This window comes from Paenibacillus sp. FSL M7-1414 (assembly GCF_038003195.1).
GTDB lineage: Bacteria > Bacillota > Bacilli > Paenibacillales > Paenibacillaceae > Paenibacillus > Paenibacillus amylolyticus.
Genome location: NZ_JBBOOS010000001.1, coordinates 4,191,401 through 4,207,177 on the forward strand (window position 1 = coordinate 4,191,401; position 15,777 = coordinate 4,207,177).

A 15,777-nucleotide genomic window follows, 5' to 3' on the forward strand; every position below is an offset into this window, starting at 1 on the left:
ATACATGTATCAGGCGATTGTGAGCTCTGGCCTGCCCATGTCACTGAACATGCCCGCATAATATTTAACTTCGCCAGCTTCATTACGGATCGCCGTTATACTCAGCCATTCCTGATAGATCTCTCCGTTTTTCTTCCGATTCCATATCTCGCCCTGCCAATATCCTTTTTCACGTAATTCCAACCATAATTGGTCATAGAATCGTTTATCTTGCTTGCCAGATTTCAGCAGACTTGGCCTCTGTCCAACCGCCTCTTCAGCGCTATAACCAGTGACCGCAGTGAAGGCCGGGTTCACGGAAGTAATGACACTATTCGTATCCGTGATCAGAATCGCTTCAATTGTATTCTCCAGAATGCTGGCAGATAACTGAAGCTTCTCTTGGTAGAACATCCAGATCACAAGTATCAGGCTGACCAGCGCGATCTGTGACAAAGCCATGAAACCAATGGCATAATGTCCCGTCATGCTGTACAACAAAGTCAACATCAACGGAGGGAAGAATCCGCCCAGACCACCCATAGCCGAGATCATCCCATTTGCCACACCTGGTTGTTTAACGAAATACATTGGCACTAATTTGAAAATAGTTCCGTTACCTGTCCCTGCGCATAAGGCCACAGTCAGGCATCCAATGGTGTAGATATAGAATGACGGCGCGAAAGATAATACAATCGCTGCAATCGTTAATCCGCCGAAGACAAACATTAATATTTTGAACGGATTAAATCGATCTCCAAGCCAGCCTCCAATAGGTCGCATGATGGTAGCAACGAGAATGAATCCCGCTGTACGAATACCTGCATCGACTTTGTCCATCTGGAAGTGACTGACTAAGAAATTTGGCAAATATACCGTAAATGCCACGAACGAACCAAATGTCAGAAAATAGAATAAACAGAGCAACCATAGTTTATTGTTGCGTGATATGGCCTTCAGTTGCTGCATAAGCGGAACATTAACACGAGTTTCCTTTTTGTCTCCCAAAGCAAAATTCAGCGCTGCCATTCCTAGTAGCAGAATACTGTAGAGCAGAACCGTCGTAGACCACCCCATACGATCAGCAATCAGCGGGGCTCCGAATGCAGACAGTGCTGTCCCCAGGTTACCAATTCCGTAGATCCCGTTAACAAACCCATGTCGCTCTTTCGGATAATATTTGGGCAGTGAAGTTACACCGACGGAGAAGACAGCTCCCCCAATACCGAGGAACAGTCCACCTATCACCAGATCACTGAACGATGTCGCACGGCTAATCCACCATACAGGAGCCAGCAACAGGACAAAGCTAATCATAAAAATATTACGTGCTCCATATCGATTCGTCCAATAACCAATCGGAATACGGGCAATCGATCCGATCAATACAGGAATCGCTGTTGCCCATGCAAGCTGGGAAGATGTAAGCGCAATATCCTCTTTAATAAATGGCATCAGAGATGACAGGATAACCCATACCATGAAACCAAGAACCAGACTTGCGGTTTGCAAGGGCAGTTGAACCTTTCCTTTATGTTGCATTTACATCGCCCTTTCCTTTTTTTGTTCCTGATTCGGATACACAGCTCCATCTCTCCTGCGATATAACACATAACTGCGTTTCAGATAACCCAGTGGCATACTTAGCATGTGAACCAGACGAGTAAATGGAAACACGCAGTACAGTACAAAAGTGAGCAGAATGTGTACTTTGAAGTTCAGAGGTACCGTCTGCATCAGAACCGGATCAGGCTGGAATACGATCAGACCGCGCAACCATGGATTAATCGTTGTTCGATAGTCGAAACCTGTGTGATTCACCGCATTGGCCGAGGTCGCCAGTATTCCGGTGACAATGACAATGATCAACATGGCAAGGGCCAGCCAATCCCCGATGCTGCTCGTCGCCCGGACCCGGCGAGCAACATAACGGCGAACCAGCAGAATGACTGCACCTGCAAATGCAATGATCCCCGCAGGCAGTCCTCCTGCGATAGCCATCAAGTGATATCCTTCATCACTCAGTCCGATCCAGCGATAGAACTCCACCGGAACAAGTAAACCGGCAATATGTCCACAGATTACGGCGAATATTCCGATATGAAAGAGTAAACTTCCCCATTTTAGCATTCGTTTCTCCAGCATCTCACTCGACTTGGACGTCCAACTGAAGGGATTCGTCACATATCTCCAGATCGTTGCCGTAATACAGAAAACAATGACCATATAGGGAAGAGCGCCCCATAACAAAAGTTCCAGTGTACTCACCGATTCCCCCTCCTCATCTGAGCCGCAATCTGCATGAGATCTTCAGGTTGTTGGTTAGCTGCTTCTTCCTGTTTGGGTACATCAGGAGCTGGGGGCTCAGGAATGACCTGTAACATCAGACTGAGCAATGGTCCATATGGGCTGTTCTGTCCCGTAATGCTTTCGGTCATCGTGACCAGAGCCTTATGGCAGCTGGAGAGCACACCCAAGGCATCTTCCTCGGGCGCCTCAGCTACAAATTCAAGCACCATAGGCAGATAATCCGGCAACTCACTCACTTCCATATAAAATCCCGCAGCTTCATATCTGCGTTTCAATTCAATCAGAGCCGGGCCCCGATCCCGTTCATCTCCATGAAGAGCATACGTGAGATAGAGGTTACACTTTTTATCAAAATCGAATGTTCGAACATACGAATCCTGCCACTCAATCGAGTTTACTGCCTGTGCTTTATCTACAAATGTCAGCAAGATCTGGTTCACCGTCTCATCGGAAATGGACTGTATAGCTTCCTTCAATCCCTGCAACCCTTCTCTCCACGCTGTATCGGGATATTGCAACAGATAGGAGATCAGTTTACAGACCATTCTTCTCGTATTCGTATCGTAAACCAGAGCCTGACCTGTTCCTTCATTGGGTTCGATCGTCATCGTTGTCGTTGTCTCCTCTCCCATCAGAATACTCCGCAAGAACCTGGACCCCCTGCAAAATCAAGTCCGCAGCTGCCCTGTTCGCTGAAGAGATCTTCCACTTCCTCACGGTGAGCTGGCGGGATGACAAAACGGTCATTGTATTTCGCAATCGCGAGCAGTCGGTACATGTCCTCCACTTCCTGAGCATCCATGCCTACTCTTTCCAGTAATTCCGATTCACTGGTCTTGCCCGTCTGCTGGTTACGCATGTGAATGCGCATAACTGCCATTTTCCGCAGTACTTCACGGATTTGATCTGTATCTCCTGCCGTAAGCAGATTGGCCAGATATTCCACGGGAATACGCATGTTATCAATCGCCGGGAAAATATCATTGGCCTCCAGCGAACTTCCCTGTCCCTCTACCCGATTGGTAATCGGGCTAAGCGGTGGAATATACCATACCATTGGCATGGTGCGGTATTCTGGGTGAAGCGGGAGCGCAATTTTCCAGTCGATAACCATTTTATAAATAGGGGACTGCTGCGCTGCAATAATCCAATCCTCTGGAATTCCGGCCTCGCGCGCTTCGCGAATCACCTCAGGGTCATTCGGATCAAGGAAAATATCCATCTGGGATTCATAGAGATCCTGATCATTTTCAACGGAAGCAGCGGCTTCAACACGGTCTGCATCATACAGCATCAGGCCGATATAACGGATACGTCCCACACAGGTTTCGGCACAGATCGTTGGCAGGCCCGCTTCAATCCGCGGGAAACAAAGGGTACATTTCTCGGCTTTGTTCGTCTGCCAGTTGAAATAGACCTTTTTGTATGGGCAGCTCGATACACAGAATCTCCATGCGCGGCAGGCATTTTGGTCAACCAGTACAATTCCGTCTTCTTCCCGTTTGTACATCGCTCCGGAAGGGCAAGAGGACACACAGGCCGGATTAAGGCAGTGTTCACAGATTCGTGGCAGGTACATCATAAATACCTGTTCAAAATCCATTTTGATCGAGTCCTCGACACCCTTCATATTGGGATCTTCCATCCCGGTTACATGGGCACCTGCCAGATCATCTTCCCAGTTCGGCCCCCACTCCAGATTAATATATTCACCAGTGATCTGGGATTTTGGTCGTGCTACAGGCTGATGTTTTTTCTCCGGACTGTTCGTCAGTTTCTCATACTCGTATGTCCATGGCTCGTAATAATCGTCAATGGTAGGCTGATCCGGGTTATGGAAAATGTTAAGCAAGCGTCTTGCCCGTGTGCCGGACTTCAATTCCAGTTTGCCATTCTTCATCTCCCAGCCACCGCGATAACGCTCCTGGTCCTCCCATTGTTTTGGATAACCGACCCCTGGCTTGGTCTCCACATTGTTCCAGTACATATATTCTGCACCTGGACGATTAGTCCAGGTGTTTTTGCATGTTACACTACATGTATGGCACCCTATGCATTTGTCCAGATTCATGACCATACTGACTTGTGCTTTAATCTTCAAGCCAATCCACCTCCTGCAGTTTTCTTATGATGACATTGAGGTCACGCTGGTTGCCTGTCGGGCCATAGTAGTTGAAGCCATAACTTAACTGGGCATAACCACCGATCATATGCGTTGGCTTCACATGAATACGTGTCGGACTGTTATGTGTCCCCCCACGTGTCTGTGATATTTTGGTACCCGGAACGTTAATGTGACGGTCCTGGGCGTGATACATGAAAGCCATGCCGCGAGGAATACGGTGTGTTACTACGGCTCTGGCAACGACTACCCCGTTACGGTTGAAACATTCGATCCAGTCGTTGTCGACCAGTCCCGCTTCTTCTGCATCTTCGTAGTTCATCCAGATTGTCGGGCCACCTCGGAACAACGTCAGCATCGGCAACGCATCATAGTACATACTGTGGATTGACCACTTGTTATGCGGTGTCAGGTAATTTAGGACAATTTCTTTGCCACCTTCGATCGGACGTTTGCTGTTCGGATGGAACGGCGTATGCTTCAGCACAGGTTTAAATGTCGCTAATGTCTCTCCGAACTCACGGAGCATCGCATGATCAATATAGAACTGCTGTCTGCCGGTCAATGTACGCCATGGAATCAGGCGCTCCACATTGGTGGTGAATGGCGAATATCGGCGTCCGCCTTTTTCCGATCCGCTGAATGCAGGTGAAGTAATGACCGTTTTCGGTTTGGAAGTGATCTCGTCAAATGTAAAACATTCCTCAGATCGTTCCTCAGCCAAATCTTTCAGATGCAATGCCGTTTTCTGTTCAAGCGCTTCCCACGCACGTACAGCCATCTTGCCGTTCGTTGTACTGGACAAGGTCAGAATGGCCTCCGCAACATTGCGGTCGGTGCTCAGATCCGGACACCCTTGTCCAACGCCATCTTTACGATGCACGCCCAGAATACCCTTGAGTTTTTCATACTCTTCACTGGCAGACCAGGATATGCCTTTGGTACCGATTGGTTTATCCTTCACCACAGGTCCTAGACTGATCATTTTGTTATATACGGCAGCATAATCACGTTCCACGACCTGAATATGCGGCATCGTTTTCCCCGGGATCGCTTCACATTCTCCCGCGCTCCAGTCTTTGATCTCTCCGTACGGTTGAGCAAGCTCATCCGGTGAATCATGCAAGAGTGGTGTAGCGATGATCTCCTTCTGCGGCCCATCGAATTGCTGCGCAGCCATCTCGGAGAATACACGTGCGATTTCCTTGAAGGTATCCCAGTCAGAACGGGATTCCCACTGCGTGGCTACCGCCGGGTTGAATGGATGAACGAACGGATGCATATCCGTACTGCTCAGATCGCTTTTCTCATACCAGGTCGCTGCTGGCAGCACAATATCGGAATACATCGCTGTACCTGCCATACGGAAATCCATGTTGATCATCAGGTCAAGCTTGCCTTCCGGTGCTTCATCCACCCACTCCACATGCTCTGGGCGCAGTCCATGATCGTCATCGTTCAGCAATCCGTTCGTTGCACCGAGCAGATGTTTCAGGAAATACTCATGCCCTTTGCCAGAACTTGAGATCAGATTCGCTCTCCAGACAAATAGTACACGCGGGAAGTTCGCCGGATCATCCGGTTGCTCGATCGAGAACTTCAGATTTTTGTTCTGTAGCTCGGAAGCAACATAAGCGCCAATCTCTTCCTTCGTCGTTGCTCCGGCCTGTAGCGCATCCTGATGCAGATCAATCGAGTTACGATTGAATTGTGGATAGGATGGAAGCCAGCCCATACGCGCAGCCATCACATTATAATCAGCCACATGCTGGAACCGCGGTTCACCTTCAAGCGCCGAAGTCAACTCTCCCACTTGGGTCTCCTCGTATCTCCATTGATCTGTTGCAAAGTAGAAGAAGGATGTTCCGTTCTGCAGACGTGCAGGTCCGGTCCAGTCACGAGCAAAGGCAATCGTCTGCCATCCTTCAGCCGGACGCAATTTTTCTTGACCAACATAATGGGCCCAGCCTCCACCATTCACACCCTGACAACCTGTCATCAGAATTAAGTTAATAATGGCGCGATAGATAACGTCGGAGTTGTACCAGTGATTAATACCGGCTCCCATGATGATCATGGAACGACCTTTGGTATCGATCGCATTCTGTGCGAACTCACGTGCAATCTGTACGACAGTCTCTTGGTCCACACCAGTGATTTTCTCTTGCCACTCTGGAGTGAATGGTTTTACCTGTGGTGCATGCAAGATTTCATCTCCATGGTTAACACGTACACTCAACTGTTCCACACCATTGACTACTTCTGCTGAATCCGCAGAACGCGTCATTTCACGTTCAATTCCGTATTTGGCAAGCACCAGATCGTATACGGCTGTTACTGTAATCCACCTTTCTCCTAACCATATCTGACGTACAGGAATCTGTCGCTCCATGACATGTTTTCCCTCATCATCAAAGTACGGCAGTTGAATCGTTACAAGTTCATGATGGACGCCGAGCATGGATAGTCTTGGATCAATCGGCTCACCGTTCTCCACCTGTTCCATTTTGAGATTCCATGTGCCTTCTTCACCCCAACGGAAGCCCAAACTTCCTTTCGGCATCGCATAGGTTCCACTGTTTTCATCGTAAACGAGCGTTTTCCAAGCCATGTTATTACCTGTGATGCCCAGATCTTCCCCAACTAGAAATCTGCCTGCTGTGTGTACGCCGTCCTTTTCTTCCACAATCAGCAGATTTGGAAAGTCCGTATACTGTTTGGCATATTGCATGAAATAGTCCGTAGGTTTTTCAATATAAAACTCTTTTAGAATGACATGGCCCATAGCCATCGCCAAAGCGCCGTCCGTTCCTTGTTTTACCGACATCCACGTATCTGCGAATTTCACATACTCCGCATAATCCGGGCTGACCGACACCACTTTTGTTCCCCGATAACGTGCCTCAGCCAGGAAGTGGGCATCCGGTGTCCGCGTCATTGGCAGATTGGAGCCCCATACCAGAATGTATCCAGAATTGTACCAGTCGCTGCTCTCCGGCACATCCGTTTGATCGCCCCAGATCTGAGGTGAAGCCGGTGGAAGATCGGCATACCAGTCGTAAAAACTAAGCAATGGTGATCCCATCAGAGATAAGAAGCGTGATCCTGCTGCATAACTGACCATCGACATTGCAGGAATAGGAGAGAAACCAATAATCCGGTCTGGCCCGTATTCTTTGATCGTATGAATCAGCGAAGCGGCGATAATCTGTGTCACTTCACCCCATGACGCGCGAATTAATCCCCCTTTACCACGGACCGATTTGTATCTTTTCACTTTGGCCGGATCATCCGCAATGCTGGACCATGCTTGAACCGGGTCACCATGCGTCTGAAGCGCATCACGCCACATGTCCAGTAATGCACCACGTACGTAAGGATGTTTGACACGTAGCGGGCTGTACAGATACCATGAAAAACTCGCTCCGCGTGGACATCCACGGGGTTCAAATTCCGGCATATCCGGTCCGGTTGAAGGATAGTCGGTAGCCTGCGTTTCCCAAGTGACAATGCCGTCTTTCACATAGATCTGCCAGCTGCATGATCCTGTACAATTGACTCCGTGTGTGGAACGCACCACTTTGTCATGCTGCCAGCGGCGGCGGTAGACATCTTCCCAATCCCGGTTGACCGGGGACATTTCACTCCAGCCCTCCGCACTTTTTTCACGTTTGGCAAAATATTTGAGTTTGCCCATCCAGGGCATGCTTTTGTTACTCATTGTTGTCCTCCCACATATATGACCTGTTGACGCAAATTGAATCCTGAACTACTGTTGCTAACCTCCGATTTGCGACATATGTCGCAACGTTGGCTTGCCGTCGATCTGTTGCCCGTTTAAGGCTTTTAACATGTCATGTGTTTCGGGTTTGGCTCCGAGCGCCTTGTAAAATAAATCCTGCACCGCCTTGTCATCACCTACGAGTGGACGAACATTGAATTCATCCGACCAGTAGAGACAAGGTTTGATATTACCGTCTGCCGTCAGTCTCAGCCGATTGCAATTCCCGCAGAAATGGCTACTCACCGGGTGAATCAGACCAAAGGTTCCAGCAGCCCCCACTATGCGATAACTGTCCGCAGGTCCATTCCCGTATATCTCTCCACATCTTTCGTAATCCCATCGCGCTCCACATGTTTCCAGTACATGTTCGAGGGGCATATATCCTGATCTCCATCCTTCTCCACTTTCACCAATAGGCATGTACTCAATAAACCGAATATGAATTGGTTCATCCCGAGTCATCAGCAGAAAATCTTCCACCTCATCGTCGTTCACGCCTTTCATCAGCACCACGTTCAGCTTGATCGGATGAAATCCGGCCTTTTGGCTGGCCTTAATGCCTTCCAGCACACGTTGCACCTTGCCGCCTCGAGTAATGCTTGCAAATCGTTCTGGCTTCAAAGAATCCAGGCTTATGTTCACCCTAGTTAGTCCCGCAGCCTTCAGCATATCCGCATAAGCTGCCAAATAGATGCCATTGGTTGTCAATGCGATGTCCTCAATTCCCGGAATAGCGGATAACATCGCAATCAGTTGATCCAGCCCCTTACGAACAAGAGGCTCTCCTCCGGTCAAACGCAATTTCCGAATGCCCAGTGGAGCAAGCGCATTAACGATGGACGTGATTTCTTCATAGGACAGGATGCGTTCTGTCGGTTCAAACTGCATTCCTTCCTCCGGCATGCAATACACACAGCGGAGATTACAACGATCCGTAACCGAAATTCTCAAATAATCATGCACTCTTCCAAACGGGTCCATTAATTTTGATTCCATACACGTACCTCCCTTCTCTAGGGTGCTGTCTTAACATCGGCTGAAGGAGGGAACTTTCTTCCTCTCATCGCTTGTCATCTTGACGCTAAATATAAGGATGTCTCGCTCGGCGAACTGTGCAAAATATCACAAGAAGTGAAACATAGCGCACAGTTGCACATTTATATATGCTCTGTAATCCTTTACCAAACAGGATTCTGGTCTAAATAAGGCAAAATTATGGCAAAAGAAAAAGTGTGAGCAGGCTCACACAGCCACCTCCTCACGTTTTCTATAATCAAATTGCAACACCACACTATCCCTATTTGGAGGAATGACACTTGAACACATACGCAGCAACCATTAATGCTACGGAGTATCCACCGCATTTGAAACATAAAGTTATTTTTGAAACGTTTGATCAGTTGCAACCACAGGAATCCATGCTGCTCATTAACGATCACGATCCTAAGCCACTTCGATTCCAATTCCAGTCCACACATCCTGATGGCTTCAACTGGGAGTATATTGAGCAGGGTCCTACAACCTTCCAAGTCAAAATCAGTAAATTATAGATTGGAGCTGAACGGCTATGGCGCACGTTGAAATCATTGACGATACTACACTTCGCATCACGCTGCGGCTGGAAGACGCCACAACCATGGTTCAATTGGCACAGCGTGAGCAAGCTGAATATGCGCAAGAGATTATCACCATTTACGAAAAAATGCCTGTGTTCGAATACATTCATTTCTGTTTTTACGCCTATGACAGTGCAAGACTATTTGAGCGTGTACTCGGCACGGACCCCAAAGCCTATCTGTCCTTCTCCCTCGATGCGCCGGAGTCATTCTTCTATGCGCTGTACGGTGGAATGACCGCCCTGTATGAATCATCTCTGCAGTTGGTACAGCAGGCGGATGTAGCTAGTGCAGGATCGGATGTGAACGCACATGTCTCCATCTGATGTCCATATTGTTGAATTGGATGTGCGTCCTCATCTGAGTAAAAAGTTGGAGCCGTTTCAACTGATCATGGACACGGTCAAAGGCCTTCAACATGAAGATGTCTTAGTACTCCATGCTCCATTCAAACCAACGCCTCTGCTCGGTATTCTCAAGCTGAAAGGATACTCCAGCACATCGGAACGAAAAGGTTCAGATCACTGGGTTACCACGTTTGTGCACAAAAAAAATAAAACCGATGCCAAAGCATTATCTGCAATAGTTTTATCTGGATCGGAAGTCGATTCTGAGCCCGGTTCAGACGAAGAATCAGCTTCATGCAAAGGCCATCCGGAGGAGCAAGCTGTTGCGATTGAAAACTTTGAATCTCTACAGGCGCCCAACGTTATACTGGACAATCGCGGATTGGAACCGCCACAACCCATGATACGAACACTTGCCGCACTGGAGCGTTGCAAACCTGGGGAAGTCGTACTGATTCATAATGACCGTGTGCCAGTCTTCTTGATTGAAGAGTTAAATAATCTCGGTTGCCCCTTCACGGTTGAGGATCAAGCTGATGGTACGGCGAAAGTGAGAATTGAAAAAGGGTAAGGAGGCAAAGGCCATGTCCAGGTTGCCGTTTCTTTTTATCATCACGGGCATCTTTGGATTTGTAATGTATCACGCATTCTCCCTGCTCTCGCTGACAGGCTGGCTTGGTGAGGAACTCAGAGGACCCGAAGGCTGGTTTCATGCCCATTTATTTGTGCTCGGGTGGGCAACCATGCTGGCTATGGGTGCCGTTTATCAGTTGATACATGTTATTTTGCAATCCAATATCTACAGTCTGTTTCTTGGTTATTGTCATTATTTCTTGTTCAGTATCGGAATCGTGGGCATGTTATACGGCTTCATCCGTGCAGATGTCATCTGGATTGCGGGTTCTGCTACACTCGCTCTCTCTGGCATTCTGTTGTTCGGATGGAATATGGCCGTTACCCTCATCCGTGCCTCACAGTGGAATCCGGTAACAATCAGTGCAGCTTGTTCCTGTCTTTATCTGGTTCTAACCGGGCTTTCCGGTATGCTGATGGGTCTGAATTTTGCCTTTGGTGATTGGAATGGTCTGCATGAACGATTATTCGGTGCACATATCTGGATGGGAACACTTGGCTGGTTTGGCATGTTAATTACCGGCTTCAGTTACAAAATGCTTCCGATGTTCTACCTGTCCCACGATTATTCCATTCGACTGCAAAAAGTGGTCTTGGTTCTGTGGAATGCAGCTGTAGTTACAGGTGTTGTTGCATTTCTGACAGGTATTAAGGGAGGATTGCTCTGGCTTGCGCTCTTACTTCTAACAGCAGCCCTTCTCTTCTATGTGTATCACTTGGAGCAAATTCAGGAGAAACGGCACAAAAGTAACCCAGGTCCGGGCATCCGCTGGTCTGTGTATGTAAGCCGTGCGTTTGCTGTATATGCTGTTGCACTACTGATCTATTCCTCGCAAGGGACTGAACTGCTGCTCCATCCAAGGGTTGTTCTGCTGTCTGGATGGGTATATCTCGGGGGCTGGGTGTCCCTCACCATACTCGGATATGCCTCCAAAATCGTGCCTTTTCTATGGTGGACCCACAAATATGGCAAGCAGGCAGGCAGACCCGGAACACCGCTGATGGCAGGTATGCTGAGTGAACGGTATGTCAATTGGGTTATGCTCGCCATGGTCGCAGGAAGCCTTTTGCTTGTCAGTGGAATTTTGATTAATCTGGCTGAGGTCATGATGGTTGGAGGAACGATACTGTCTCTTGTCTCCATCATTTATATAACAAATATTGCTTTGGTATTCAGACGTTAACATAAATAAGGTGGACTGGAGAGTGAACATGATGGAACAAACCACGCATTTGCTAGAATGTCTCAAGGAAGTGTATGACCCTGAATTAGGTGTCAATATCGTTGACTTGGGTCTGGTGTATGAAGTAAGGGAAGAGCCTGAACGGGTTCATGTACGAATGACGCTGACTACACCAGGTTGCCCGCTGCACGATACAATTGTCGGAGCGGTGAAATGGGTTTTGCAGGAAAATACGAATAAGACTGATATTGATGTACAAGTGGTGTGGGAGCCACAATGGTCTCCACAGCTGATGTCGAATGAAGCCAAAGAAATGCTGGGATACTTCTAGGTAGAATGACCAGTGACCGGATGAATGAACAAATTGCTGCTGGAATACAAAGAAGCGTACTTAAATCTGATGTTCTCAGACCCAAGTATGCTTTTTGCTTTGCGTTGGGAACATACACTTGATCAAGGTATTCTTGAATAAAAATAAATAAGGAAACTCCAGAATAGAGTTCCCCTTATATTAGTGCCGAGCAGTGAATCATTTTATCGATTCCTTGATATTAGATGTTAGATGTCTTTCGCGTACGATGCTGCTGGCACTTTGTTTAACACCACGAACAAACGAACTTCCTGATCTCCTGTATTATGGAATGCGAACTCTGCTTCACCGCCGCAATGGATCACATCCTCTTGTTTCACCGCTTGTTCTTTTCCATCCAGAATAAGTGTACCTGTGCCTTCAACCACCAGCAAAATAACGTCTGTGCCCGGATGTTTATGAACGGGAAGTTGCTGACCTGGCAGAAAATGAAGGACAAAGGTCACTCCACCACCCTGTTGGAATAAAACCCGTTTCGTGAAACGGTCCTCACTGAATGTTTTGACTTCTTGCAATGACGTGATACTCATGATAATCGTCCTCCTCGATAAGATAATCTGTGAATACATTCATCTTATCGCAAGAAAGCCCGCGTTTCCTTGATCTGAATCAAGAAATGCGGGCAATGAACAAATCATGGGTCGGTCCTCATGACCGTTTGTTTCTAAGATGGTTACACCATCATTTTGCGCAAAGAAGCGATATATCTCGAACGTATAATGATGAAATAAAACGTCTGTGCAAGTACAAAGGCACCAAATACAGTCAACACGGGCATCGTATAATTGGTAATACCGAATTCAGTCAGGAAAGGCTTAACTACGACCAAAGTTTCAATGATAGCTACCCCGATCGGTAAAAAGAACAGAATGGCAATCTGAACGGTGGATGATCGTTTCATTTCCTGGAAACTGAGACCCATTTTCGAAAGAGAATGCACCATCCTTCCATCCGCTTCAAGATCGGTATGCAGTCTGAAATACAAAAAGCTTGCGGAAGAGATCGAGAAGATTAATCCGATAAATATGCCCAGGAAGGTAAATAGTGCTGTACCCTGTCTGAATCTTTCAAAATCACCGTACCGCGTAGTCAGATATCCAGACTGGTTATCCGTTGAAGCGTTGCTGCTTCGGATGGAATCCGCGGAGGATAGAAGTTGATCGCTAACCATGGCTTCTGAGGAGTGCCGGTCAGGTACAGCATGACCCCATGCAGGGATCTGATACAGGTATTTACCAGATATCATATTATCTTTGATCTGTTGAGCAATCTCTTCATACTTCTCATCTGGGAGGACAACTACACCTGTAGCATAGAGTAGGGTTCCAAACTGTGGATCGATATCTGTATCCGTAACCCGAGCTTCCAGTGGGCTATCGTTCAGATTCAACGTCAACTTGTCTCCCTTCGCATAATTACGAAATCTGTTGCGCTTTATCTGATCCTGACCCTTCTCATTGCGGGTATCTACAAATACGGCGGACCCGTTATCCAATTGGAACATCTTTCTCCCTTGTGTCAGATTGTATTGGTTGTATTGACTAAGCGGCATAACCGAGACAGCACTCTGATCTGCATCAGACCAGAAATATTCAATATAGACTTGCTGATAATCCAAGCCTGCGGCTTCAAGTTTCGAATCAATAGCACTCATATCCAATTGCTCTGTTGGTCTGAATACGTTGTATTGAATTGCAAAATCGTTGTTTGTAAACTGCTCCCGGTTCTCCTGATCCAGTGATAAAATTACAACTGCACTCATTGAAGCAATCGCAATCACCACGGTCACCATAAAGAGCATGCGGGCATTATCCTTCATTTTATAACTCATCTCTGAGATCCACAACAGACGTGTACCATGCCATACCGTTTTACGATTACGCTTCAATAAACGGATGATGAGCAAGGAAAGTTGTGAATAGAAAAAATACGTCCCGGCTATCCCTGTTACTGCTGCAATCATGATGGTTCCGCCATTTAACCCGCTGCGGAGTACCACAAAACCTACTGTAAGTAATGCAAAACCCAGAAGTGAGAAGAACCATGAAGCTTTCGGCTCTTTTTTAGGTTTGTTGGTTCCCGTTAGAAGTTCTAACGTCCGTTTATTTCCGATAAAAACCAATGTGAAAAGTGAAATGCAGAAAAATAATAACAGAAAGGCCCCGATCGTAATCAGAATCGCTTTCACGGGAAAATAAAAGGGCAGATCATCCATCCCGATAAAACGAGTGGTTAACATCAGGAACAGCTTGGACAACAACATACCTCCGCCGATACCGGCAATAATGGACAGGCATCCGATCAACATGTTCTCCAGAATGACCAATCTCCGAATCTGTGCGGGTTCTGCACCAAGTATGTTCAGAATGCCAAACTCTTTATTCCGTGATTTGAGAAAAGCACTGATGGAGTACATAACAAAGAAAAATGCAAACACATACACGATAATCGAAGCGATCTGCATCCCCGTAGCGGTTGTGTCACCCATTGGCAACTCTGTCACATATGGATGATAGATAAATACCGCATAAGCAAAGAATATCATGACCATAAACACACTACTTAGAAAAAAAGCAATATACGCTCGCCCATTCCGGCGAATATTGTTAAACGCGAACTGAGGAAAGCTCATGTGAATTCCCTCCCCAGAAGGATAAAGTATCAATGATCCGCTGGAAAAACGTCTGTCGATTATCTCCGCGGTGTACCTCGGCTGCCAGTTTTCCGTCCTTGATGAACACGATACGGTTGCAATAACTTGCAGCAAGCGGGTCATGCGTGACCAACATAATGGTTGTTTTCTCCTGCTGGTTAATCTGTTCAAGTGACTCCATGACCGCTTGGGATGACGTAGAATCCAGGGCACCGGTGGGTTCATCCGCCAAAACAATCGAAGGCATATTGATCATGGATCTCGCAATGGCTGTCCGTTGTCGCTGTCCGCCCGAAATTTCGTAGACTCGTTTATCCAGAATATGATCAATCCCGAGCTTCGCTGTAATGCGATGTAGTCTGCTCTCCATCTCCTTCAGTTTGACCTTGTCCAGTGTCAATGGAAGTACAATATTCTCAGCAACAGTCAGCGTGTCCAACAGATTGAAATCCTGAAAGACAAATCCGAGTTCCCGACGTCGGAACATGGCAAGTTCTTTCTTTTTCATATCAAACGGGTTCATGCCATTAATCAGCACCTTGCCTGAGCTGGGTTCATCAATGGTGGAGACCATGTTTAACAATGTGGTTTTGCCACTGCCCGACGGGCCCATAATACCCACAAACTCACCTTGCTTGATTGTCAGATGAATATCACTAAGGGCTTGAGTCTGCACTTTGCCCTGATATACTTTGTTCAGTCCCGATACCTGTAACATTTCCATGCGTAATTCCCTCCTGATCCATCATTCTTTATACGTTAATTCTATTCTTATCCTA

14 protein-coding genes are annotated in these 15,777 nt (G+C 47.1%); 5 read left to right on the plus strand and 9 right to left on the minus strand.

What is annotated here, in order from left to right:
- Window positions 1–9: 9 nt before the first annotated feature.
- Genes MHH92_RS18115 through moaA form a run of 6 tightly spaced genes read right to left on the minus strand, consistent with a single transcriptional unit; the run spans window position 10 to window position 9,191 of the window.
- Window positions 10–1,521, minus strand: coding sequence for a nitrate/nitrite transporter (locus MHH92_RS18115; RefSeq protein ID WP_253501243.1), 1,512 nt, complete (start codon window positions 1,519–1,521; stop codon window positions 10–12).
- Window positions 1,522–2,247 (minus strand): respiratory nitrate reductase subunit gamma, encoded by a 726-nt coding sequence (gene narI / locus MHH92_RS18120; protein WP_169481142.1) that lies wholly within the window; start codon window positions 2,245–2,247, stop codon window positions 1,522–1,524.
- Window positions 2,244–2,936: a nitrate reductase molybdenum cofactor assembly chaperone gene (narJ, locus tag MHH92_RS18125; RefSeq protein WP_282320966.1), complete on the minus strand. Its 693-nt coding sequence runs from the start codon at window positions 2,934–2,936 to the stop codon at window positions 2,244–2,246. Before narJ ends, narI begins: the two co-directional genes overlap by 4 nt.
- Window positions 2,921–4,390: a nitrate reductase subunit beta gene (gene narH / locus MHH92_RS18130; RefSeq protein WP_253501249.1), complete on the minus strand. Its 1,470-nt coding sequence runs from the start codon at window positions 4,388–4,390 to the stop codon at window positions 2,921–2,923. Before narH ends, narJ begins: the two co-directional genes overlap by 16 nt.
- Window positions 4,380–8,132 (minus strand): nitrate reductase subunit alpha, encoded by a 3,753-nt coding sequence (locus tag MHH92_RS18135; RefSeq protein ID WP_301291276.1) that lies wholly within the window; start codon window positions 8,130–8,132, stop codon window positions 4,380–4,382. Before MHH92_RS18135 ends, narH begins: the two co-directional genes overlap by 11 nt.
- A 57-nt stretch (window positions 8,133–8,189) precedes the next feature.
- A complete protein-coding gene (moaA, locus tag MHH92_RS18140) occupies window positions 8,190–9,191 on the minus strand; it encodes a GTP 3',8-cyclase MoaA (protein ID WP_253501252.1) in 1,002 nt (333 codons plus the stop codon).
- A 320-nt stretch (window positions 9,192–9,511) separates the two neighbouring features.
- Between moaA and MHH92_RS18145 the strand changes: the two genes are divergently transcribed.
- From MHH92_RS18145 to MHH92_RS18165, 5 genes are read left to right on the plus strand one after another with little or no spacing between them, the layout of a single operon-like run.
- A complete protein-coding gene (locus MHH92_RS18145; protein ID WP_036613358.1) occupies window positions 9,512–9,745 on the plus strand; it encodes a DUF2249 domain-containing protein in 234 nt (77 codons plus the stop codon).
- A gap of 17 nt (window positions 9,746–9,762) precedes the next feature.
- Window positions 9,763–10,137: a hypothetical protein gene (locus MHH92_RS18150; protein ID WP_047843499.1), complete on the plus strand. Its 375-nt coding sequence runs from the start codon at window positions 9,763–9,765 to the stop codon at window positions 10,135–10,137.
- Complete coding sequence (locus MHH92_RS18155; protein WP_340905413.1) at window positions 10,124–10,729, plus strand: DUF2249 domain-containing protein; 606 nt, start codon at window positions 10,124–10,126, stop codon at window positions 10,727–10,729. Before MHH92_RS18150 ends, MHH92_RS18155 begins: the two co-directional genes overlap by 14 nt.
- Window positions 10,730–10,742: 13 nt before the next feature.
- Window positions 10,743–11,975 carry a hypothetical protein gene (locus tag MHH92_RS18160; protein ID WP_340905415.1) on the plus strand — a complete coding sequence of 411 codons (1,233 nt, stop codon included), beginning with the start codon at window positions 10,743–10,745 and terminating at the stop codon, window positions 11,973–11,975.
- Window positions 11,976–12,006: 31 nt separating this feature from the next.
- A complete protein-coding gene (locus tag MHH92_RS18165; protein WP_036613395.1) occupies window positions 12,007–12,306 on the plus strand; it encodes a metal-sulfur cluster assembly factor in 300 nt (99 codons plus the stop codon).
- Window positions 12,307–12,533: 227 nt separating this feature from the next.
- Here MHH92_RS18165 and MHH92_RS18170 read toward each other — a convergent pair whose 3' ends face one another.
- The 3 genes from MHH92_RS18170 to MHH92_RS18180 form a co-directional block, all read right to left on the minus strand.
- Window positions 12,534–12,875 carry a cupin domain-containing protein gene (locus tag MHH92_RS18170; protein WP_253501266.1) on the minus strand — a complete coding sequence of 114 codons (342 nt, stop codon included), beginning with the start codon at window positions 12,873–12,875 and terminating at the stop codon, window positions 12,534–12,536.
- 143 nt (window positions 12,876–13,018) lie between these two features.
- Window positions 13,019–14,977, minus strand: a complete 1,959-nt coding sequence (locus MHH92_RS18175) for an ABC transporter permease (RefSeq protein WP_340905422.1) — start codon at window positions 14,975–14,977, stop codon at window positions 13,019–13,021.
- A complete protein-coding gene (locus tag MHH92_RS18180) occupies window positions 14,952–15,722 on the minus strand; it encodes an ABC transporter ATP-binding protein (protein ID WP_017687815.1) in 771 nt (256 codons plus the stop codon). Before MHH92_RS18180 ends, MHH92_RS18175 begins: the two co-directional genes overlap by 26 nt.
- Between the last annotated feature and the right edge of the window lie 55 nt (window positions 15,723–15,777).

Excerpts from the sequence above, each read along its gene's own strand:
- MHH92_RS18160 (WP_340905415.1), top strand. The coding sequence starts at position 10,743 with ATGTCCAGGTTGCCGTTTCTTTTTATCATCACGGGCATCTTTGGATTT.
- MHH92_RS18155 (WP_340905413.1), top strand. The coding sequence starts at position 10,124 with ATGTCTCCATCTGATGTCCATATTGTTGAATTGGATGTGCGTCCTCAT.
- MHH92_RS18115 (WP_253501243.1), bottom strand. The coding sequence starts at position 1,521 with ATGCAACATAAAGGAAAGGTTCAACTGCCCTTGCAAACCGCAAGTCTG.
- moaA (WP_253501252.1), bottom strand. The coding sequence starts at position 9,191 with ATGGAATCAAAATTAATGGACCCGTTTGGAAGAGTGCATGATTATTTG.
- MHH92_RS18170 (WP_253501266.1), bottom strand. The coding sequence starts at position 12,875 with ATGAGTATCACGTCATTGCAAGAAGTCAAAACATTCAGTGAGGACCGT.
- MHH92_RS18135 (WP_301291276.1), bottom strand. The coding sequence starts at position 8,132 with ATGAGTAACAAAAGCATGCCCTGGATGGGCAAACTCAAATATTTTGCC.
- MHH92_RS18150 (WP_047843499.1), top strand. The coding sequence starts at position 9,763 with ATGGCGCACGTTGAAATCATTGACGATACTACACTTCGCATCACGCTG.
- MHH92_RS18175 (WP_340905422.1), bottom strand. The coding sequence starts at position 14,977 with ATGAGCTTTCCTCAGTTCGCGTTTAACAATATTCGCCGGAATGGGCGA.
- MHH92_RS18165 (WP_036613395.1), top strand. The coding sequence starts at position 12,007 with ATGGAACAAACCACGCATTTGCTAGAATGTCTCAAGGAAGTGTATGAC.
- MHH92_RS18180 (WP_017687815.1), bottom strand. The coding sequence starts at position 15,722 with ATGGAAATGTTACAGGTATCGGGACTGAACAAAGTATATCAGGGCAAA.